We start from the raw sequence: 18506 nt of genomic DNA on the forward strand, positions 1-18506 counted from the left end.
ACCCTCTTGGTGAGAAACCTCCGATGAGCATCGAAATCAAAGTCCCCGCCATGGGCGAGTCCGTCACCGAAGCCACGGTGGCGCGCTGGTTCAAGAAGGAAGGCGAAGCCGTCGCCCGCGACGAGCCGCTGCTCGAACTGGAGACCGACAAGGTCACGGTCGAGGTGCCCTCGCCGGCCGACGGCTCGCTCGAATCCATCTCGGTCAAGGAGGGCGACACCGTCCAGGTCGGCGCCCTGCTCGGCGCCATCGCCGAAGGCGCCAAGGGCAAGGCCTCGGCCACGCCCGCCAAGAACCCGCAGGCCGCCGCGCCCAAGCCGGCGCCCGCTCCGGCCCCTGCTCCCAAGCCGGCGCCCGCGCCGAAGGTCGAGCCGCCGAAGCCGGCACCCGTCGCCGCGGCGCCGGTCGCTGCCGCCGCGCCCGTCATGCCCGCCACGCGCCGCATCGCGGAAGAGAGCGGCGTCGATTTGTCGACCCTCGCCGGCAGCGGCCGCGACGGCCGCGTCCTGAAAGGCGACGTGCTCGAGGCGCTCGAAGCCCGCGCCGCCGAGCGCAGCGCCCCGCGCCCCGCGCCCGCGCCGGTCCATGCCGGCCCACGCCCGCGCGCCGATCGCGAGGAGCGCGTCACGATGAGCCGGCTGCGCAAGACCATCGCGCTGCGCCTCAAGGAATCGCAGAACACCGCCGCCCAGCTCACGACCTTCAACGAGGTCGACATGAGCCACGTCATGGCGCTGCGCGCCGAATACAAAGACAGTTTCGAGAAGAAGCACGGCGTACGCCTGGGTTTCATGGGCTTCTTCGTCAAGGCCTGCATCGCGGCGCTCAAGGAGCTGCCCAACGTCAATGCCGAGCTCGAAGGCGACGACATCGTCTACAAGAACTACTACGACATCGGCGTGGCGGTCTCGACCGAGCGCGGCCTGGTCGTGCCGGTGGTGCGCGACGCCGACCTGCTCTCGCTTGCCGGCATCGAGGCGAAGATCCACGATTACGGCCTGCGCGCCCGCGACAACAAGCTGAAGCTCGACGAGCTCCAGGGCGGCACCTTCACCATCACCAATGGCGGGGTGTTCGGCTCGTTGATGTCGACGCCGATCCTGAACACGCCGCAATCGGGCATCCTCGGCATGCACAAGATCCAGCCGCGCCCGGTGGCGGAGGACGACAAGGTCGTCATCAAGCCGATGATGTATCTGGCGCTCAGCTACGACCACCGCCTGGTCGACGGCCGTGAGGCGGTGACCTTCCTGGTGCGCGTGAAGGAAAACCTGGAAGACCCGCAGCGCTTGCTGCTGGATATCTAAGCCCCGCTGTCGCGGCGTCGCGCAACCCTCCCGTTCACGGGAGGGTTGGGTTTCTCAGGCGACCCGTTTGTCCATCATCTCGAGCTTGGCGATCTCGACATGGGCGCGCAGCTCGATCTCGTCGAGCACGCTCTGCAGTTTGGGATCGTTGAACTGGTCGTGGCGGCGGGTCACCGCGTTGGCGAGCCGGTTGAGCGTCGTGCGCGGCACGCCGCCGGCGAGCAGTCCGTCGCGGATCTCGTCGAGCATGTCGAGCAGCTTCTCGCCATGCGCCGCGGCCTTGGACTTGCCGTCGGTGGAATCGTCCATGCCCTGCAGCATCAGGATGGAATCGAGCGCCCCGATCGGGCCCGGCCCGCTGACCACCGCGCCGCGGACTTCGCCCGGATCGGAGACCTGGAACGACGACGACGAACCGGACGCGCCCTTGCCGACGCGGCGCACCGTGCTCGTTTCGATCCGTCTGGGTCCGTTGATCTCCATGGGCCCCTCGTCCCATTGCGACACACCACAATCGCAGAGCGTGGTTAAGGAAGGGATAACTACCCTCCCCTTGCGGGAGGGTGAAACTAAGCCCGATGATACGGATGCCCGGCCAATATCGTCAGCGCCCGATAGACCTGCTCCGCCAGCATCGCGCGCACCATCAGATGCGGCCAGGTCTGCGGACCGAAGGCGAGGCTGCGGCCGGCCTTGCGGCCCGGCAGCGGCGCCAGGCCGTCCGGCCCGCCGATCACGAAGACCAGGTCGCGCGTGCCCGCATCGCGCAGCGCTCCCAGCATCTCGGCGAAATCCTCCGATGTCATGCCCTTGCCCTTGGCATCCAGCAGCACGACATGCGCGCCCTCGGGCACGCGCCGCGCGAGCCGCTCGGCCTCGTCGGCCATGCGCTTGGGCGTCTCGCGCTCCTTGGAGACCGGGATTTCCTCGCAGGTGACGGCGGTGAAGCCCATGCGGCGGCCCATCGCCAGCGCCCGGCCGACGAAGTCGTCCGTCAGCGCGCCTTCCTGCGTGCCGCGCGCGAACCCGACGCTAAGGATGTGCAGGCGCATGGCGGATCAGGCCCGGCTGCGCCGGGGCTCTTCGACCGACCACATGCTTTCGAGATTGTAGTAGTCGCGCACCTCGGGCCGGAAGATGTGGACGATCACGTCGCCGGCGTCGACCAGCACCCAGTCGCCCTGTTGCGCGCCGTTGACCGGCCGCGTGCCGTAGCCGGCGTCCTTCAGGCGCCGCGCCAGATGCTCCGCGATCGCCGCGACATGGCGCGACGAGCGCCCGCTCGCCACCACGATGGCGTCCGCGAGAGACGAGCGCCCGCCCATGTCGATGGTCACGATGTCCTCGGCCTTGTCGTCCTCCAGCGAGGCGCGGATGCGCTCGAGCAACGCCGGATCGGCGGCCTCGGCCGTGCTCACGGCGCTCGGCGCCTCGGGCGCGGCCTTCTTGGTCTTTTTGACGGCGGGCTTCTTCGCCACGGCTTTGCGCTTGGGCGCGGGCTTCTTGGCGGCCTTAACGGTCTTGGCGGTCAGTGGTCTTTCTCCATCGCGAGACCCAGCCTATCACGCGGGCAATACGCCGACAAAGCCTTCCGAATAGAGCTGCGATGCGCGGATCGCGGTCGCGCTCTGCGCGTTGCGCTTGCCTTCGAGGATGACGATGGCCGGCGCCCGCTGCTGGCACAGAAGCCGCTCGTGCCGGGCCTGGCCGAAGCGCTGGATCGGCTTGGCGGCAAGCATCGCCATCACGGTTCCCGGCCGCTGGATGACCGCGATGGGCACGCGCCGGGCGAAATCGGCCCAGCGGTGCCAGCGCCGGAAGATCTGCAGATTGTCGCTGCCCATCAGCCAGGTGAATTTCACCTGCGGAAACCGCTTCTGCAGCGCCCGCAGCGTGTCGAACGAATAATGCGTGCGGAAATCGTGCTCAATGTCCATCACCACGATGCGCGGATGGCGCGCCACGATCCGCGCGCTCTTCACCCGCTCGGCGAGCGGCGCCATGCCGCGGGTCGGCTTGAGCGGATTCTGCGGCGTGACCAGCCACCAGACATAGTCGAGACCGAGCCGCTTCAGCGCCACCTCGCTGACATGAAGATGTCCCTCATGCGCCGGATTGAACGAGCCGCCGAGCAGCCCGATGCGCAGCCCCGGCGCCACCGGCCCCGGCGGGCGCACCCAATTGGCGTGCGGACGTTGGAGCCTGGTCTTCACGGCCGGATCTGTCCCGTTCCGCGCACGATGTATTTGAACGTGGTGAGCTGCTCGACCCCGACGGGGCCGCGCGCGTGCAGCTTGCCTGTCCCGATGCCGATTTCCGCCCCCATCCCGAACTCCGCGCCGTCGGCGAATTGCGTCGAGGCGTTCCACAGCACGATGGCCGAGTCGAGCGCGGAAAGGAACCGTTCCGCCGCCGCACTGTCTTCGGTGACGATGCTTTCGGTGTGGTGCGAGCCGTAGCGGTCGATATGCGCGATAGCCGCCTCGACGCCGTCCACGACCTTCGCCGCGATCACCGCATCGAGATATTCCATGGACCAGTCTTCGTCGTTCGCCGCCTTGGCGTCGGGAAATGCCGCGCGCACCGCCGCATCGCCACGGATTTCGCAGCCGGCACTTGCGAGATCGTTCAGCACCGCGACGCCCAGTGTGGCCAGGATCGCGCGGTCGATCAGCAGGGTCTCCGCCGCACCGCAGACCGAGGTCCGCCGCATCTTGGCGTTCACCGCGATGGCCCGCGCCTTTGCCGGATCGGCGGCGGCGTGGATATAGACGTGGCAGACGCCTTCCAGATGCGCCAGCACCGGCACCCGCGCCTCGGCCATCACCCGTCCCGTCAGGCCCTTGCCGCCGCGCGGGATGATGAGATCGATGGCGCCGCCGAGGCCTTCGAGCATCATCCCGACCGCCGCGCGATCCGTCGTCGGCACCCGCGTGATCGCGGCTTCGGGCAATCCCGCGGCACGCAGGCCTTCGACCATCGCCGCATGGATCGCGGTGGAGGAATGAACCGAATCCGACCCGCCGCGCAGGATGCAGACATTGCCCGACTTCAGGCACAGCGCGCCGGCATCCGCCGTCACGTTCGGCCGGCTCTCATAGATCATCCCGATCACGCCGATGGGCGTGGCGACGCGCGCGATATCGAGCCCGCTCGGCACCGTCCAGCGCGCCAGCGCGCGCCCGACCGGATCGGGCAGCGCGGCCACGTCCTCGACTCCTTTGGCCATTGCCGCGATGCGATCCGCCGTCAGCGTCAGCCGGTCGCGCAGCGCGGGTGAGAGGCCCTGTGCCGCCTCCAGATCGCGCAGATTCGCCTCGAGGATATTCACGGTCTGCGCCCGGATTTCCTCGGCCGCAGCCAGAAGAGCATCGTTCTTCGTCTCTGTCGAAGCCTCGCGCATGGCTTTCGCCGCCGCGCGCGCTGCCGTTCCGATGCCGAGCATTTCTTCGCGCAGACTCACGATACGCTCGCCGTCAGCGCGAGGTCGTCGCGGTGGATCATCTCGTCGCGACCGCGATAGCCGAGGATCGCCTCGATCTCGGCGGTGCGCTTGCCGGCGATGCGCTCGGCATCGGCCGCGCCATAGGCCGCCAGGCCCCGCGCGATCTCGCGCCCCTGCTGGTCCTTCACCAGCACCGCGTCGCCGCGCTGGAAGCGGCCGTCGATCTGGCGGATGCCGGCGGGCAACAGGCTCTTGCCGTCGGCCAGCGCCCGTGCCGCGCCGGCGTCGATGATCAGACTGCCTTCGGGCTTGAGCACGCCCGCGATCCAGCGCTTGCGCGCCGCCGCCGGCGTTCCGCTCGCGGCGAAACGCGTGCAGCGCTCGCCGGCGCGGATCGCGGCGACGGGATGGTTGGTTTTGCCCTTGGCGATGATCACTTCGCAGCCGGCTGCGGTCGCGATCTTCGCGGCGGCGAGCTTGGACGCCATGCCGCCGCGCCCCAGCCCCGATACGGACTCGCCCGCCATGCTCTCGATCTGCGGCGTGATCGCAGGCACGTCGGGAATGTGCCGCGCCCCGGCATTGCGCGTCGGATCGGCGCTGTAGAGCCCGTCGACGTCGGACAAAAGTATGAGCCGGTCCGCCTCCATCATGCTGGCGACGCGCGCCGCCAGCCGGTCGTTGTCGCCATAGCGAATCTCCGCCGTCGCCACCGTGTCGTTCTCGTTGATCACCGCGACGCTGCCGAGCTCGATCAGCGTCTTCAGCGTGGCGCGCGCATTCAGGTATCGGTTGCGCTGCTCGGTATCGCCGAGCGTCAGCAGCACCTGCGCCGCGACGATCCCCTCGCCCGCCAGGATGTCGGCATAGGCTTCCGCCAGCCGCACCTGGCCCGCCGCCGCCGCGGCCTGGCTTTCCTCGAGCCGGAGCGGCCCGGTCTTCAATTTCAGCGCGCGCCGCCCCAGCGCGATGGCGCCGGAGGACACCAGCAGCACGTTCTTCCCCGCGCGCTTCAACTCGGAGACGTCGGCGCACAGCGATTTCAGCCAATAGCGGCGCAATTCGCCGCTCTCCGCGTCGACCAGCAGGGCGGAGCCGACCTTCACGACGATGAGTTTTGCGGCCGCGAACGGATCGGTCACGGCGACCATGCCTGCTTCGGCGCCTTCGCGGCGGGCTTCTTCGGATCGCGGCGCTTGACGATCTCCTTCGCCACGGCACGCAGCACCGCGTCGATGCCTTCGCCGGTCACGCCGGAGATCACGAACACCTTGTGGCCGCACGCCTTCTCCAGCGCGGCACGTTTCTTGGCAAGGCCGGCCTTGGGGATCGCGTCGACCTTGTTGAGCGCCACGATCTCGGGCTTGTCCTCCAGCCCATGGCCATAGGCTTCGAGCTCGGCGCGGATGGTTTTATAAGTCTTGGCGATCGCACTCTCGGTGCCGTCGATCAGGTGCAGGATCACGTTGCAGCGTTCGGCATGGCCGAGGAATTTGTCGCCCAGCCCGATGCCGTCATGCGCGCCCTCGATCAGGCCGGGCAAATCGGCCAGCACGAAATCGGTGGAATCGATCTTCACCACGCCGAGCTGCGGCTCCAGCGTGGTGAACGGATAGTCGGCGATCTTCGGCCGCGCTGCTGACACGCGCGACAGAAACGTCGACTTTCCGGCGTTCGGCATGCCGATCAACCCCGCATCGGCGATCAGCTTGAGCTTGAGGATGACGATCTTCTCTTCGCCCGGCTGGCCGGGATTGGCATGGCGCGGCGCCTGGTTGGTCGAGCTCTTGAAATGTGCGTTGCCGAAGCCGCCATTGCCGCCGCGCAGCAGCTTCACGCGCTGGCCGACCGTCGCCAGATCGGCGATCAATGTCTCGCCGTCCTCTTCATAGACTTGGGTGCCGGGCGGCACCTTCATCAGCGCGTCGTCGCCGTGCCCGCCGGTCATCTCCTTGCCGAGGCCGGGAAAGCCGTTCTTGGCGCGGACGTGCTGCTGGAAGCGGTAGTCGATCAGCGTGTTGAGGTTCTCGACCGCCTCGATCCACACATCGCCGCCCTTGCCGCCATTGCCGCCCCAGGGCCCGCCATATTCGATGTACTTCTCGCGGCGGAACGCGACGCAGCCGTTCCCGCCATGGCCGGACTGGATATAGACCTTCGCCACGTCGAGGAATTTCATTTGCCGCTCCATTCCTCTCCCGCGAGCGGGAGAGGACGCAAAATCCTGCACTTAGCGGAGCGCAGCGCAGCTAAGTGCTTGGATTTTGCTAGGTGAGGGGAAGGCCGCGCGACGGCCCTCGTCCGGCTCGCTGCGCTCGTTTGTACGCTGTCGCTACAAACCCTCTCCCGCGAGCGGGAGAGGTTATCGGCGCAGGCATGATCGACCTCGTAATTCATGCCGCCTTCTTTCGCGCAAATCGCTCGCGCGTCAACTGCACCCGGTTGGAGAGCACTTCGTCGGCCCGCGCCAGGCAGCGGACCCGCGCGACGCCGGTGACCGCGAAGCCCAGCTTGTGCAGCACCGCGCCCGAGGCCGGATTGTCGTCATACCAGCCGGCCGTCAGCCGCTCCGCCCCCTTGTCCTCGAAGGCGAACCGCATCACCGGCCAGGCCGCTTCCGTGGCGTAGCCCTGGCCCCAATAGGGCCGGCCGTACCAATAGCCGAACTCCCAGGCGCCGTTCGGGCCGCGGTCGGCCGCGCACAGCCCGATCAGCGCGCCGTCCATCGCGCGCGTGACCGCGAAACTGTAGCCGGTACCGTCCTGCCGCTCCCGGTCGATGCGCACCAGCGCCTCGCGGAACAGCGTTTCGGTGAACGGATGCGCCACCATGCGCAGGTTCTTGTCGACGTCGTAGTCGTTCAGCATGCGCACGAACGCCGGCATGTCGGTCAAGGTCGGCGGCCGCAGGATCAGCCGCTGCGTCGTCGGATGGAAGCTCATGCCGCCCTCCGGACCAGGAAGGTTTCGCGGCTCAGCGTCACCTCGTTGCAGCCGATCTCCATGCCGCGCGCCAGGCAGTGGCGCTTTGTGAAGCCCCTCGGCACGCAGCCGAGCTTGGCCAGCACATTGCCGGAGCGGGGATTGTCGTGGAACCAGCCGGCCCACACCATGTCGGCATTGAGCTCGTCGAAAGCGAAGGCGATCAGCCGCCGCGCCGCCTCGGTCGCATAGCCTTGGCGCCAATAGGGCTTGCCGAGCCAGTAGCCGAATTCGTAGCCATCGTTCCGCCGATGCAGCCCGATGCTGCCCATGTAGACGGAGTCCGAATTCCGCGTGATCGCGAATACGAAGTCCGTGTCCCGCTTCTCGTCCAGGCCCGCCAGGAAAGCCTCACCGTCTGCCGCGGTGTAGGGATGGGGCATGGTGGCGAGATTCTTGGCGACTTCGAAGTCGTTCGCCAGCGGCACGATCGCGGGAATGTCGCGCCGCTCGGGTGGGCGTAACAGCAGTCTCTCGGATTCCAGCAGGCACATGGCACGTCCCTCCGTGGAGGGACGAAAAAGGGAGCTGGGCGGACCAACTCCCTCCTGATATTGGGCCGCCGATTTCTCGGGCGGCCTATGTCTTCAGCCGCCTATTCCGCTGCGCTCTTCGTCGCCGGATTCTGCGCGTTAATCACCGATACATAGGTGCGGCGCTTGAAGCCCTGGCGGAACGCGACCTGGCCGTCGGTAAGCGCGAAGAGCGAATGGTCCTTGCCCATGCCGACGCCTTCGCCGGCCCAGAACTTGGTGCCGCGCTGGCGCACGATGATGTTGCCGCCGGAGACCTTCTCGCCGCCGAACAGCTTCACGCCGAGCATCTTGGGGTTCGAGTCGCGACCGTTGCGCGAGGAACCGCCTGCTTTCTTGTGTGCCATGCCCTTAGTCCTTCGAACCGTTCGTTACGCCGCGGAAATCCCAGTCACCTTCACCTTGGTGAAGGGCTGGCGATGACCGCGCTTGCGATGGGTGTTCTTGCGCCGCTTCTTCTTGAAGGCGACGACCTTGGGGCCCTTGCCCTGTTCGAGAATCTCGCAGGCGACCGAGGCGCCGGCCACCAGGGGCGCGCCGTGGCTAAGCGTGTCGCCGCCGAGCATCAGGACCTCGCCGATGGTCAGCGTGGAGCCGACGTCGCCGCCGACCTTCTCGATGGTCAGGACGTCGTCCTTGGCCACTTTGTACTGCTTGCCGCCGGTGCGGATAACCGCGAACATGACCTAAGTCCTTGAATATATGTGTTTTCCCGCCGAACGGAGGTTCTTCGGGAGCCGCGCAATATACTGAGGGGCGTTCCCGGGTCAAGGACCGGGGTGAAATATCCCCACAAGCCGCGCCGCGACACGAAACCGGGGAAGACACCATACGTTGTGCATTGCAGTGAGGGGCTGATCTGCATGCATAAAAATCTGTTCGCCGCCGCCGGGCTGGTGGCGCTGTCCTTGTCGAGTCCGGCCGCCGCCGCGCCGGCCGCGGACACCCGGTCCGGGGCACTGTCGATCCAGTTCGAGAACGACATCTTCTTCAACACCGACCAGCACTACAGCAACGGCATCGCGCTCAACTACACGACCGCGCCCCAGGACACGCCGCGCTGGCTGGAGAATTTCGCGCACCACCTGCCGTTCTTCGGACGGACCGGCGAAGTGCGGACGAGCTACGCCCTCGGCCAGGACATCTTCACGCCGCGGCGGACCGGGCTTGCGGTGCCCGACCCCACCGACCGTCCCTATGCGGGCTATCTCTATGTCGGCCTCGGCATCCTGTCGAAATCGGACACCCATCTCGACCAGGCCGAGCTCCAGCTCGGCGTCGTCGGCCCTGCGTCGCTCGGCGAGGACGCGCAGAACTGGGTGCACACCGTCATCGGCGATCGCAAGGCCAATGGCTGGCACTATCAGCTCCGCGACGAGCCGGTCGCGAACATCTTCTACGAAAGAAGCTGGAAGCTCATTCCGCCCAAATCGATCCTCGGCCTGTTCGTCGACGTCGAGCCGCATGCCGGTTTCGCGGTGGGCAACGCCTATGACTATGCCGATGCCGGCGCAATGGCGCGGCTGGGCATCAACCTGCCCGACGATTTCGGGCCGCCGCGGCTCCAGCCCAGCCTGCCGGGCAGCAGCTTCTTCGAGCCGAACGGCGCGATCAGCGCCTATGCCTTCGCCGGCGTCGACGGACGCGCGGTGGGCCGCAACATCTTCCTGGACGGCAACAGCTTCGAGGCGAGCCGCAGCGTCGAGAAGCGGCTCCTGGTCGGCGATGTCCAGATCGGCGCGGTCGTGCAGCTCGGCGGGGCGCGGCTCTCCTTCACCCATGTCTTTCGGACCAAGGAATTCGCCACCCAGGCCTCCGCCGACCAGTTCGGCTCGGTCGACCTGACCTTCCGGCTTTAGGCCGCGCTGGCGGGCCCGGCGTTCACCGCGCAAGATGGCGGCATGACGACGGGACTCACGCACCGGCTGGCGCAGCCGGACGATATCGCAGTGCTGAAGCCGCTGATGAACCGCGCCATCGGCGAACTCCTCAAGCCCTTCCTGCCGCCGGACGCCGTGGCGGCTTCGTTCTCCGTCATGGGGCTCGACACCCAGTTGATCGCGGACGGGACCTATTTCGTCGTCGCCTGCGACGGCGCCGTCGCCGGCTGCGGCGGCTGGAGCCGGCGCGCCACGCTGTTCGGCGGCGATCACAGCGCCGGCCGCGACGCCGCCCTGCTCGATCCCAGCAAAGACGCGGCCCGGGTACGCGCGATGTACACCGATCCCGCCTTCGCGCGGCGCGGCATCGGAAGGCTGATCCTTCAACTGTGCGAGCAGGCGGCGGCACGCGAAGGCTTCGCGCGCGTCGAACTCGCCGCGACACTGGCGGGCGAGCCGCTCTACCGCGCCTGCGGCTTCAGCGACATCGAAGCCTTCGAGACCGACACGCCCTCCGGCGTTCGCGTGCCCCTGATCCGCATGGGAAAGATCATCCTACCCTCCCTCACGGGGAGGGTGTGTCTTCCTTCTTCGGCCGCCTGAGCGTCATCACGCCCACGATCCCCGCGACGAGCAGGGCGAGGCCGACATAGAAGCAGGTCATCTTCACATTGGTGGCGAGATAGGCGGCATAGGCCGTCGAATCCGTCGCCCCGCCCAGCAGCATGGAATATTCCAGCGCGTTCTCCACCGCGTCGGCCAGAGCGCCGATCAGCGGCACGAAGCCGAGATAGTCGATGGCGCGGCGGGCGAGGCCGCGCTTGGGCGCAAAAGCCTCGCGCGCCAGGATCGCCGAGAAGTAGAACGACATCGCGTAGAGCGGCATGAAAAGATAGTCGAAGCCGAGCCCGAAGCCGGCCGCCGCGGCATGCGGCCGCGCGATCCAGGCCGCGAAGATCCGCTTGAAACCCAGCGCGTCCCACGCGCTCTGCAGGTCGACCGTGCCGAAACCGGTCGCGGCCTTCAGCTTGCTGTCGGCGATGGCGAGGATCCCGAAGGCGACGAGCGCCAGAAGCGTCGTCCACACCCACAGCCTGATCAAGGAACTGAGCCGCATCCCGCCATCCTTCCCGTGTTTGCGGATGATAGCGTGCGCCGCTACACATCCGCCATGCGGACCCTGCGCGACGTCCTGTACAATTTCCACTGGGTCGTGCCGGGCGAGGCGGCCCGCGCGGCGCAGGCCTGGGCCGGATCGCTGGGGCCGTTCCTGACCCGCAACGGCATCCGCGCGATGATCAATCTGCGCGGCCCCAACCCGAAATATGGCTGGTGGCGCAGCGAGAAGCGCGTGACCGAGGCGCGCGGCATCGCCCATCTCGACACGACGCTGGATTCGCGGCACCTGCCGACGCGGGCGATGCTGGTCGCGCTCATCGAGGCCTTCGACGCCGCGCCCAAGCCGTTCCTCGTCAAATGCTCCGGCGGACAGGACCGCACCAGCCTGGCGGCGGCGCTCTATATCCTGCACCGCAAGGGTTGGGCGGCGATGCCCGAGGCGCGGGCGCAATTCGCCCGCTGGCCCTATCTGCATTTCCCCAAAGCCGAGCAGCGCTGGCTGCGCCATTTCATCGAATTCGCGCAGGAAGACGCCGAGGGTATGCCCGTCGCGGACTGGATCCGCTCCGCCTACACACCGGAGCGCCTGCGGGACTGGCTGGCGGCGCATGGAAGGGGCGACACCTTCAAGGCGATCTTCGAGAAGCCCGCGCCCGCCAATCGCTGGCAATGGTGAAGCCGCTCGCGCTGGCGCCCGGCGTGGCCCTGTGGCGCGAATATTTTTCCCGCGAGGCGCAGAGGGCGCTGCTCGCGGACGTGCTGGCGCGCTTCGAAGAGGCGCCGTTCTACAAGCCGGTCATGCCGAAATCGGGCAAGCCGTTCTCGGTCGAGGAGACCAATTTCGGTCCGCTCGGCTGGATCTCCGACCGGAGCGGCTACCGCTACGCGCCGCTTCATCCGTACACGGAAAAGCCTTGGCCGGACATCCCGCCCGCGCTGCCGGCGCTGTGGGACGCGGTCGCGGATTATCCCGCGCCGCCGGAGTGCTGCCTGGTCAATCTTTATCGCGGCCGGGCGAAGATGGGCGCGCACCAGGATCGCGACGAGCAGGCGACCGAGGCGCCGGTGGTCTCCGTCTCGCTCGGCGACGACGCGCTGTTCCGCTTCGGCGGCACGACCCGCAAAGGTCCGACGCAAGGCATCACGCTGTCGTCCGGCGACGTGCTGGTCTTCGGCGGACCGGCCAGGCTGATGTTCCACGGCATAGACCGCGTGATTGCCGGGAGCTCGCAGCTTGTGCCAGGCGGCGGGCGCCTGAACCTCACCCTCAGGCGTATCGCCCAGATAAAATGACGCCCGGTTGGGGGGCCAACCGGGCGCCGGATGCGCTTTTATGCGCTGGTGCCGGGAGGGGATGACCGGCACCGTTGAAGGATGTCACCCGGCTTGCGAGCGGGGGGGCAGTGCTTGCCAGGCGATGTTTCATCCTTCGATAGAGAACCTATGCACCGAAGCCACACATTGCAAGATTTTTTTCGGCCAAAGCCAAAAGTGCATTATTTTTAATGACAGCAGCAAATCTGCAACAACATTTTACGCCGCTATCCGCTGCGGAATCCGGGGAATTTCTCCGCCTCTCCGCGACGACCCACGCGGTTCCCGCGATCCTCACGCAGCCGTGATCCTGCCGCAATCGCGCGCCGTGCGATCGACCGCGCGTTTCAGTTTCGCGACGATCTCCTCGATCTCGCTTTCGGAGACCACCAGCGGCGGCGCCAGCACCATCGTGTCGCGGATCGCGCGGCAGATGAGGCCGTCCTCGAAGCAATAATTGCGGCAGAGCGTTCCGATGTTTCCCGGGTCGGGAAAGAATGTGCGCTCCGCCTTGTCGCGCACGAGTTCCACGGCGGCGAGCAGTCCCTGCCCGCGCACTTCGCCGACGATGGGATGACCCTCGAAGGTCTCGGCCAGCCGCCGCTGCAAGTACGGGCCGATGGAGGTTTTCACACGCGGCACCAGTCCGGCCGTATCGATCACCTCGAGATTCTTGAGCGCCACCGCGCAGGCCACGGGATGGCCGGAATATGTGAAGCCATGCACCATCTCCTCATTGGCGTTGAGGATCGTGCCGGCCATGCGCTCGCCGAGCGAGATCGCCGAGATCGGCTGGTAGCCGGAGGACAGCCCCTTGGCCATCGTCATGATGTCGGGCGCGATGCGGTAGGTCTGCGCCCCGAACCATTCGCCGGTGCGCCCGAAGCCGGTGATGACCTCGTCGAGATGCAGGAGCACGTCGTAGCGGGCGCAGATGCGCTGCACCTCGTGCCAATAGGTCGCCGGCGGAAAGATCAGCCCGCCGGCGCCCTGCACCGGCTCCGCCGAGAAGGAGGCGACGCGGTCGGGCCCCAATTCCAGGATCTTCTCTTCCAGCTTGCTGGCGATCAGAAGGCCGAATTCGTCCGGAGCGATGTCGCCATGGCCCGCCGCCTTCGCGCCGTACCAATAAGGCGCCGGCACCTTCTCGAAGCCGGGCAGCGGCAGGTCCCATTGCGGATGCATCGGCGTCAGCCCCGATAGCGAGGCCGCGGCGAAGGTCACCCCGTGATAGGCGTAGTCGCGCGACAGGTGGATCTTCTTCTCGGGCCTGCCCTTCAGGTTCCAGTAGTAGCGGATGAGCTTGAGCGCGCTGTCGTTCGCCTCCGAGCCCGAATTGGCGAACAGGATGCGCTCATGGCCGTCCGGCAGCAGCGTCGCGAGCTTGGCCGCCAGCTCGATGGTCCAGGGATTCGAGGTCTTGAAGAAGTGGTTGTAGTAGGGAAGCGTCTTCAGCGCCTCGCAGCCCGCCTCCGCCAGTTCCGCGTTGCCGTAGCCGACCTGCACGCACCACAGGCCCGACATGCCGTCGATGATTTTCTTGCCCTCGCTGTCCCACAGATAGACGCCCTGGCCGCGCGTGATGACGCGCACGCCCTCCTTGTTGAGCGCCGCGGTATCGGAGAAGGGATGGACGTGGTGGGCGGCGTCGAGCGCCTGCCAATGCCTGGTCTGGTTGCTGCCGTGCGAGGCCATGATGCGCGCACTCCTGAAAGGGGATCGGGTCGACGGAACGGACGCGCGGGCGCGCGCCGCGGACCTCTAGGGATTGAACCCGATCCGCGCGCAGAGGATCAGCAGGGCGCGCTTTGTATTCATGGGGGCAGAGTAGCAGGGAGGACGCGAACGGTCACGCGAGCAACCTTTCCTCCCCCGCTGTTGCGGGGGAGGTGGCACGCCGCAGCGAAGCGAAGGCGTGACGGAGGGGGCCTGCGCCGGTGCTGGCCCCCTCGCGCGCACGCTGTCGCTACGCGCCGCTGCGCTCGGCACCTCCCCCGCAACAGCGGGGGAGGAAAATATCCTCTGCCGCGAATTACGGCGCGCCGGTCTCGATATATTTTTTCAGCCGCCCCATCTGCTGCGCCAGCATGGCGTCGGCGCGCGCCGGCCAGTCGCCGAAGCCGCCCTTCATATAGCCTCCGATATTGTTCGACAGCATCAGCGCGGTGCCGTCGCCCTCGGCCTTCAGGCCGAAGGTGAGCGCGCCGTCCACACCCTGGCCCTGGAACGGCCCGAGCGGCCCGCGCAGGCGCAGCGTCTCGCCCGGCGCGGCGACCACGATCTGGCCGTGCTGCACCGAACCGCCATTGGCCAGCGCCTCGCAGAAGCAGCCGCCGGCATGCGGCTCGATCGACATATTCGCCGCGCTTCCCGAGAAGGTATGGCTCGAATCCCACCATTGGGCGGGATGCACGAGCGCGTCATAGACCTTGGCCGGCGGCGCCGCGATATGGACGGCCTGCTCGATGGCGAAACCGTTCGCCGTGGCCTCGACCACCGCGGCATGCACCGGACACACGAGAGCAAAGGCGACGATCAATCCGATGGCGGCATGGCAGATGCGCTGCATGACAACTCCCCCGTTGCGGTTCAGGCCGCTTCCGCGTCCTTGCGATAAAGTTCGAGTATCGAATTCCAGCCGCCGTCGCCGCCGACGCCGTCGCGCATCTTGTTGCCGGCCTCCTCGCCCATCCGCTCGAAATTGCGATGTTCGAGCTCGACGCGCGTGCGATCCGGGCCTTCGGCGATGAAGCGCACTTCGACTTCCGAGCCGGCCGTCGCGTCCGGCTGCCACTGCGCGTTGATGTCCCAGCTATGGACGATGCGGTGCGGCGGGTCCCACACCTTCACGATGCCGGTGACGCATTCGCTGCCGTCGGCATGGATGGTGTACCAGCGCCCGCCCGGCCGCGGCTCGATCACCGATTTGACCAGCGGCGACGGGCTGAGGCTGTGGCTCCTCGGCCACCAGCGGTCGATGCCGCCGGTGAACACCGCGAAGGCATGCACCTGCGCGGCGTTGACGGTGAGCGTCTTCCGCACCGGCGCGATCGTGAACGGCTTGGTCATGGCGTGCCCCCTTCTGCCTTCTTCTCGACCTCCGCCTTGAAGGCGTCGAGGGCGCTCTCCCAGAATTGATCGAGCCAGGCGCGCAGCGGCCCCAGCCCCTGCGGATCGATGCGATAGATGCGGCGCGCCCCGTCCTGCTCTTCGCGGACGAGCCCCGCGTCTTTCAGCACTTTGAGATGCTGCGACACCGCCGGCCGGCTGACCGGCAGCCCTTGCGCCAGCCGCCCGACAGCCGAGGGCCCGGCCCGCAGACGTTCGAACACCCGCCGCCGCGTCGGGTCCGCCAAAGCATCGAGGGCGTCATTGTAAGCCATGACTTACGGTAAGTCTTAACTTACATATCGTCAAGCGAAAATCGCTGGCCCGCGACCGGGACGGCCTAACCCCAGCTTTCCTGGACGCCCTTGCGCTTGGCCGCGATCGTGACCTGCGGCGCCGGGATTTCGGCCGCGGCCTTACCATAGAAGTAGCCCTGGCCGAGGTCGAAGCCCATCGCCTTGGCCGCCGCGCCCTGCTCGGCCGACTCGATCTTCTCGGCGACGGTGGCCACGCCGAGCTCGCGGCAGAGCTTCACCATGCCCGCCAGCAGCACGTCGTCGCGCTTGGACCGGCCGAGCTTGGCGATCAGCGAACCGTCGAACTTCACGAAGTCGACCGGCATGGCGTGCAGATAGGTCAGCGATGCGGCGCCCGCGCCGAAATCGTCGATCCCCACGCGATAGCCGAGCGCGCGCAGCGCGGCGACGCCCTTGGCGGCGTCGTCGAGACTTGCGATCTGCGCGCTTTCGGTGATTTCGACGAGCAGCTTGCCGGCCAGCGCCCGCTTGCGCGCCAGAAGCCCGGCGAGAAGCCCGAAATTGGACGGCGAGCAGATCGTCTTGCCCGAGATGTTGAAGGCGATGCTCTGTCCGTGGGCGGCGCGCGACTCCGCCACCGCCAGCACCTTGACCGCGACCGCCAGGTCGAAGGCATCGGAGACGCCCAGCGCCTCCATCATGCCGATCGTGTCCTCGGTCATGGCGCCGGAGAAGCGCGCCAGCGCCTCGAAATGCACCGCCTCGCCGGTCTTCAGATCCACGATCGGCTGGAACGACATCGCGAAGGCGCCGTCGGCGACGGTCTCCGTCAGCCGGCGCAGCTTCTGCTGCGTCTCCTCCATCATCAGGCCGAACTGGGTGGCGGCGTCCGACGCCGCCTCGCCCTGCCACTGGCCGCTGGCGAATTTGTCGACCACATAGCGCAGCACCAGATCGCGCTGCGCGTCGCTGATGTCCTTGCCTTTGAGCGAGATCAGCGTTTCCTCGATCCCGAGCTTGGCCGCGCCGGTCTCGTTCAGCGCGGCGCGGATCTTCTGGCCGAGCTTGGCGGTGCCGCCGACCGCGTCGGCGATGATGCCGAAACCCGACGGCGATATCCGTCCGGCGGCCTTGGCGCCGGCCTTGCCGAAGGCGGCGCCGATGCTGCCGAGCAGGGTGCTGGATTCCTCCTCGCTCATCGCCGCGACCATCTTGGGCAGGCCGGGAAGGTCCACCAGTGCCAAGGCGTCGTCCTGGCAGGCGAGCTGCGAGGCCGCGGCGAGGAAGCCGTCGCGGTTGGCAAGGCCGTTCTTGGCCGCGCCTATGTTGCGGACGCCCGGCTTGGACAGCGTGCAGGAAATCTGGCTGCCGTTCTGCGGCAGGCGGAACATGGCGACGGCCGCTTCCTTGCCGCCGGCCAGCTTCAGGCGGAACGGACCGGCGCGGTCGCCCTTGCCGAGAGAGTGCGTCAGCGTCGCGAATTTCGCCGCTTCCGAGATCGTGAAGAGGCGCGCCGCGGACTTTCCGACGATGTCGCCCTGGACGAGATCGGTCGCCGCGCCGGTCGCGAACACGACGGTGCCGTTCCCATCCACTTCGAACAGGAAATCGGCGTTGGCGAAGGCAAAGCCCAGGAGGCGGGCGGCTTCGATCATGGAATAATGACCCCGGCAGCAGGTCACTGTCGCACGACAACCCCTAGGAATGTGTAAAGCCGGAACTCAACGCGGCGGTGCGCGCAGCGCGTTGCCGAAGGCCGCGAAGATCGCGCGCGAGACCGGATTGTCCGACCAGGCCCATTCCGGGTGCCACTGCACGCCGAGCACGAAGCCTTTCGCGCCCGGCATCGACACCGCCTCGATCTGCCCGTCGGGCGCGAGCGCTTCGGCAAAAAGGCCGGGCGCTAGGCGGTCGATGCCCTGGGAATGCAGCGAGTTCACCCTGAACGTCCGTTCACGGATCAATTCCGCGAGCCGCCCCCCGGGCGCGACCTCGACCGGATGGGCCGGCCCGTATTGCTCGTCCAGCGGCGCGTCCTTCTTCTCGCGGTGATCGGCGCGGCCGGGGACTTCCTGGACGTGCTGGTGCAGCGTGCCGCCGAAGGCGACGTTGAGCTCCTGGAAGCCGCGGCAGATGGCGAGCACCGGCTTGCCCGCGGCGATGGCGGCGCGCAGCAGCGGCAGCGCGGTGGCGTCGCGATGCTCGTCCTGCAGCACGCCGGGCCTGGGCGCCGGGCCGCCATAGTGCCTGGGCGCGACGTTCGACGGCGAGCCGGTGAACAGGAGCCCGTCGATGCCGGCGAGGAAATCCTCCGCCGCGACCGGCGGATCGAGCACCGGCAGCAGCACGGGGATCGCATCGGCGCCCTCGCGCACCGCCGCGATGTATTTCTCGCCGACGACGTGGAACGGATGCGCCCCCAGCATGCGCCGGTCGCAAGGAAAGCCGACAATGGGACGGCGCGGGGTCATCTCGATGGCCTCATGACGGGCGGCCGTAGCACGCGGGAGCGCGGCGGGACAAGAAATGCCTGTTTGACGATGGCACCATAATGGTGCCATA

23 protein-coding genes are annotated in these 18506 nt (G+C 67.5%); 5 read left to right on the plus strand and 18 right to left on the minus strand.

Going from position 1 to position 18506, the window contains the following annotated elements:
- The first annotated feature begins 23 nt into the window (after positions 1 to 23).
- Positions 24 to 1307 carry a 2-oxoglutarate dehydrogenase complex dihydrolipoyllysine-residue succinyltransferase gene (gene odhB / locus WDN01_13350; protein MEJ0027007.1) on the plus strand — a complete coding sequence of 428 codons (1284 nt, stop codon included), beginning with the start codon at positions 24 to 26 and terminating at the stop codon, positions 1305 to 1307.
- A gap of 54 nt (positions 1308 to 1361) precedes the next feature.
- Here the strand turns inward: odhB and WDN01_13355 are convergent, their stop codons facing one another.
- The 11 genes from WDN01_13355 to rplU all read right to left on the minus strand — a co-directional run bounded on the left by WDN01_13355 (position 1362) and on the right by rplU (position 8949).
- The gene (locus WDN01_13355; GenBank protein MEJ0027008.1) at positions 1362 to 1790 is read right to left on the minus strand and encodes a flagellar assembly protein FliX; all 429 of its coding nucleotides are present in this window, start codon (positions 1788 to 1790) and stop codon (positions 1362 to 1364) included.
- Positions 1791 to 1876: 86 nt separating this feature from the next.
- Positions 1877 to 2359: a 23S rRNA (pseudouridine(1915)-N(3))-methyltransferase RlmH gene (gene rlmH, locus WDN01_13360; GenBank protein ID MEJ0027009.1), complete on the minus strand. Its 483-nt coding sequence runs from the start codon at positions 2357 to 2359 to the stop codon at positions 1877 to 1879.
- 6 nt (positions 2360 to 2365) lie between these two features.
- Entirely contained in the window at positions 2366 to 2785 is a 420-nt protein-coding gene (gene rsfS / locus WDN01_13365; GenBank protein MEJ0027010.1) for a ribosome silencing factor, read from the minus strand.
- A gap of 84 nt (positions 2786 to 2869) precedes the next feature.
- Positions 2870 to 3520, minus strand: a complete 651-nt coding sequence (locus tag WDN01_13370) for a nicotinate-nucleotide adenylyltransferase (protein MEJ0027011.1) — start codon at positions 3518 to 3520, stop codon at positions 2870 to 2872.
- On the minus strand, positions 3517 to 4770 hold the full coding sequence (locus WDN01_13375) for a glutamate-5-semialdehyde dehydrogenase (GenBank protein ID MEJ0027012.1): 1254 nt from the start codon (positions 4768 to 4770) through the stop codon (positions 3517 to 3519). The genes WDN01_13370 and WDN01_13375 overlap by 4 nt, the downstream gene beginning before the upstream one ends.
- Positions 4767 to 5903 (minus strand): glutamate 5-kinase, encoded by a 1137-nt coding sequence (gene proB / locus WDN01_13380; GenBank protein MEJ0027013.1) that lies wholly within the window; start codon positions 5901 to 5903, stop codon positions 4767 to 4769. Before proB ends, WDN01_13375 begins: the two co-directional genes overlap by 4 nt.
- Entirely contained in the window at positions 5891 to 6931 is a 1041-nt protein-coding gene (obgE, locus tag WDN01_13385; protein ID MEJ0027014.1) for a GTPase ObgE, read from the minus strand. Before obgE ends, proB begins: the two co-directional genes overlap by 13 nt.
- A gap of 214 nt (positions 6932 to 7145) precedes the next feature.
- Positions 7146 to 7694, minus strand: coding sequence for a GNAT family N-acetyltransferase (locus WDN01_13390; GenBank protein MEJ0027015.1), 549 nt, complete (start codon positions 7692 to 7694; stop codon positions 7146 to 7148).
- Positions 7691 to 8227 (minus strand): GNAT family N-acetyltransferase, encoded by a 537-nt coding sequence (locus WDN01_13395; GenBank protein ID MEJ0027016.1) that lies wholly within the window; start codon positions 8225 to 8227, stop codon positions 7691 to 7693. The genes WDN01_13390 and WDN01_13395 overlap by 4 nt, the downstream gene beginning before the upstream one ends.
- Positions 8228 to 8328: 101 nt before the next feature.
- Positions 8329 to 8613 (minus strand): 50S ribosomal protein L27, encoded by a 285-nt coding sequence (rpmA, locus tag WDN01_13400; GenBank protein MEJ0027017.1) that lies wholly within the window; start codon positions 8611 to 8613, stop codon positions 8329 to 8331.
- Between the two features lie 24 nt (positions 8614 to 8637).
- On the minus strand, positions 8638 to 8949 hold the full coding sequence (rplU, locus tag WDN01_13405; GenBank protein MEJ0027018.1) for a 50S ribosomal protein L21: 312 nt from the start codon (positions 8947 to 8949) through the stop codon (positions 8638 to 8640).
- Between the two features lie 180 nt (positions 8950 to 9129).
- Between rplU and WDN01_13410 the strand changes: the two genes are divergently transcribed.
- Both WDN01_13410 and WDN01_13415 read left to right on the plus strand, forming a co-directional pair.
- Entirely contained in the window at positions 9130 to 10125 is a 996-nt protein-coding gene (locus WDN01_13410) for a lipid A deacylase LpxR family protein (GenBank protein MEJ0027019.1), read from the plus strand.
- Positions 10126 to 10167: 42 nt separating this feature from the next.
- A complete protein-coding gene (locus WDN01_13415) occupies positions 10168 to 10749 on the plus strand; it encodes a GNAT family N-acetyltransferase (protein MEJ0027020.1) in 582 nt (193 codons plus the stop codon).
- On the opposite strand, the gene WDN01_13420 is transcribed toward WDN01_13415, so the two are convergent.
- A complete protein-coding gene (locus tag WDN01_13420) occupies positions 10712 to 11263 on the minus strand; it encodes a hypothetical protein (protein ID MEJ0027021.1) in 552 nt (183 codons plus the stop codon). The genes WDN01_13415 and WDN01_13420 overlap by 38 nt on opposite strands.
- Positions 11264 to 11296: 33 nt before the next feature.
- Between WDN01_13420 and WDN01_13425 the strand changes: the two genes are divergently transcribed.
- Together WDN01_13425 and WDN01_13430 are read left to right on the plus strand one after the other, a co-directional pair.
- Positions 11297 to 11941 carry a hypothetical protein gene (locus WDN01_13425; protein MEJ0027022.1) on the plus strand — a complete coding sequence of 215 codons (645 nt, stop codon included), beginning with the start codon at positions 11297 to 11299 and terminating at the stop codon, positions 11939 to 11941.
- Positions 11935 to 12558 (plus strand): alpha-ketoglutarate-dependent dioxygenase AlkB, encoded by a 624-nt coding sequence (locus tag WDN01_13430; protein MEJ0027023.1) that lies wholly within the window; start codon positions 11935 to 11937, stop codon positions 12556 to 12558. The genes WDN01_13425 and WDN01_13430 overlap by 7 nt, the downstream gene beginning before the upstream one ends.
- Positions 12559 to 12873: 315 nt before the next feature.
- Here WDN01_13430 and WDN01_13435 read toward each other — a convergent pair whose 3' ends face one another.
- From WDN01_13435 to WDN01_13460, 6 genes are all read right to left on the minus strand, one after another.
- Positions 12874 to 14274, minus strand: a complete 1401-nt coding sequence (locus tag WDN01_13435; protein MEJ0027024.1) for an aminotransferase — start codon at positions 14272 to 14274, stop codon at positions 12874 to 12876.
- A 337-nt stretch (positions 14275 to 14611) separates the two neighbouring features.
- Complete coding sequence (locus tag WDN01_13440; protein ID MEJ0027025.1) at positions 14612 to 15148, minus strand: SRPBCC domain-containing protein; 537 nt, start codon at positions 15146 to 15148, stop codon at positions 14612 to 14614.
- A 20-nt stretch (positions 15149 to 15168) separates the two neighbouring features.
- Positions 15169 to 15648 carry an SRPBCC family protein gene (locus WDN01_13445; GenBank protein MEJ0027026.1) on the minus strand — a complete coding sequence of 160 codons (480 nt, stop codon included), beginning with the start codon at positions 15646 to 15648 and terminating at the stop codon, positions 15169 to 15171.
- On the minus strand, positions 15645 to 15962 hold the full coding sequence (locus WDN01_13450) for a metalloregulator ArsR/SmtB family transcription factor (GenBank protein MEJ0027027.1): 318 nt from the start codon (positions 15960 to 15962) through the stop codon (positions 15645 to 15647). The genes WDN01_13445 and WDN01_13450 overlap by 4 nt, the downstream gene beginning before the upstream one ends.
- Before the next feature lie 65 nt (positions 15963 to 16027).
- The gene (locus WDN01_13455; GenBank protein ID MEJ0027028.1) at positions 16028 to 17599 is read right to left on the minus strand and encodes an EAL domain-containing protein; all 1572 of its coding nucleotides are present in this window, start codon (positions 17597 to 17599) and stop codon (positions 16028 to 16030) included.
- Between the two features lie 66 nt (positions 17600 to 17665).
- On the minus strand, positions 17666 to 18415 hold the full coding sequence (locus tag WDN01_13460; protein ID MEJ0027029.1) for a gamma-glutamyl-gamma-aminobutyrate hydrolase family protein: 750 nt from the start codon (positions 18413 to 18415) through the stop codon (positions 17666 to 17668).
- Between the last annotated feature and the right edge of the window lie 91 nt (positions 18416 to 18506).

The sequence above is a fragment of the Rhizomicrobium sp. genome, assembly GCA_037200985.1.
Classification (GTDB): Bacteria; Pseudomonadota; Alphaproteobacteria; order Micropepsales; family Micropepsaceae; genus Rhizomicrobium.

What these genes read in the sequence shown, in the direction of transcription:
- odhB (MEJ0027007.1), top strand. Translation starts at nt 24, where the DNA reads ATGAGCATCGAAATCAAAGTCCCCGCCATGGGCGAGTCCGTCACCGAA.
- WDN01_13355 (MEJ0027008.1), bottom strand. Translation starts at nt 1,790, where the DNA reads ATGGAGATCAACGGACCCAGACGGATCGAAACGAGCACGGTGCGCCGC.
- rlmH (MEJ0027009.1), bottom strand. Translation starts at nt 2,359, where the DNA reads ATGCGCCTGCACATCCTTAGCGTCGGGTTCGCGCGCGGCACGCAGGAA.
- proB (MEJ0027013.1), bottom strand. Translation starts at nt 5,903, where the DNA reads ATGGTCGCCGTGACCGATCCGTTCGCGGCCGCAAAACTCATCGTCGTG.
- obgE (MEJ0027014.1), bottom strand. Translation starts at nt 6,931, where the DNA reads ATGAAATTCCTCGACGTGGCGAAGGTCTATATCCAGTCCGGCCATGGC.
- WDN01_13390 (MEJ0027015.1), bottom strand. Translation starts at nt 7,694, where the DNA reads ATGAGCTTCCATCCGACGACGCAGCGGCTGATCCTGCGGCCGCCGACC.
- WDN01_13395 (MEJ0027016.1), bottom strand. Translation starts at nt 8,227, where the DNA reads ATGTGCCTGCTGGAATCCGAGAGACTGCTGTTACGCCCACCCGAGCGG.
- rpmA (MEJ0027017.1), bottom strand. Translation starts at nt 8,613, where the DNA reads ATGGCACACAAGAAAGCAGGCGGTTCCTCGCGCAACGGTCGCGACTCG.
- rplU (MEJ0027018.1), bottom strand. Translation starts at nt 8,949, where the DNA reads ATGTTCGCGGTTATCCGCACCGGCGGCAAGCAGTACAAAGTGGCCAAG.
- WDN01_13410 (MEJ0027019.1), top strand. Translation starts at nt 9,130, where the DNA reads ATGCATAAAAATCTGTTCGCCGCCGCCGGGCTGGTGGCGCTGTCCTTG.
- WDN01_13415 (MEJ0027020.1), top strand. Translation starts at nt 10,168, where the DNA reads ATGACGACGGGACTCACGCACCGGCTGGCGCAGCCGGACGATATCGCA.
- WDN01_13420 (MEJ0027021.1), bottom strand. Translation starts at nt 11,263, where the DNA reads ATGCGGCTCAGTTCCTTGATCAGGCTGTGGGTGTGGACGACGCTTCTG.
- WDN01_13430 (MEJ0027023.1), top strand. Translation starts at nt 11,935, where the DNA reads ATGGTGAAGCCGCTCGCGCTGGCGCCCGGCGTGGCCCTGTGGCGCGAA.
- WDN01_13435 (MEJ0027024.1), bottom strand. Translation starts at nt 14,274, where the DNA reads ATGGCCTCGCACGGCAGCAACCAGACCAGGCATTGGCAGGCGCTCGAC.
- WDN01_13440 (MEJ0027025.1), bottom strand. Translation starts at nt 15,148, where the DNA reads ATGCAGCGCATCTGCCATGCCGCCATCGGATTGATCGTCGCCTTTGCT.
- WDN01_13445 (MEJ0027026.1), bottom strand. Translation starts at nt 15,648, where the DNA reads ATGACCAAGCCGTTCACGATCGCGCCGGTGCGGAAGACGCTCACCGTC.
- WDN01_13450 (MEJ0027027.1), bottom strand. Translation starts at nt 15,962, where the DNA reads ATGGCTTACAATGACGCCCTCGATGCTTTGGCGGACCCGACGCGGCGG.
- WDN01_13455 (MEJ0027028.1), bottom strand. Translation starts at nt 17,599, where the DNA reads ATGATCGAAGCCGCCCGCCTCCTGGGCTTTGCCTTCGCCAACGCCGAT.
- WDN01_13460 (MEJ0027029.1), bottom strand. Translation starts at nt 18,415, where the DNA reads ATGACCCCGCGCCGTCCCATTGTCGGCTTTCCTTGCGACCGGCGCATG.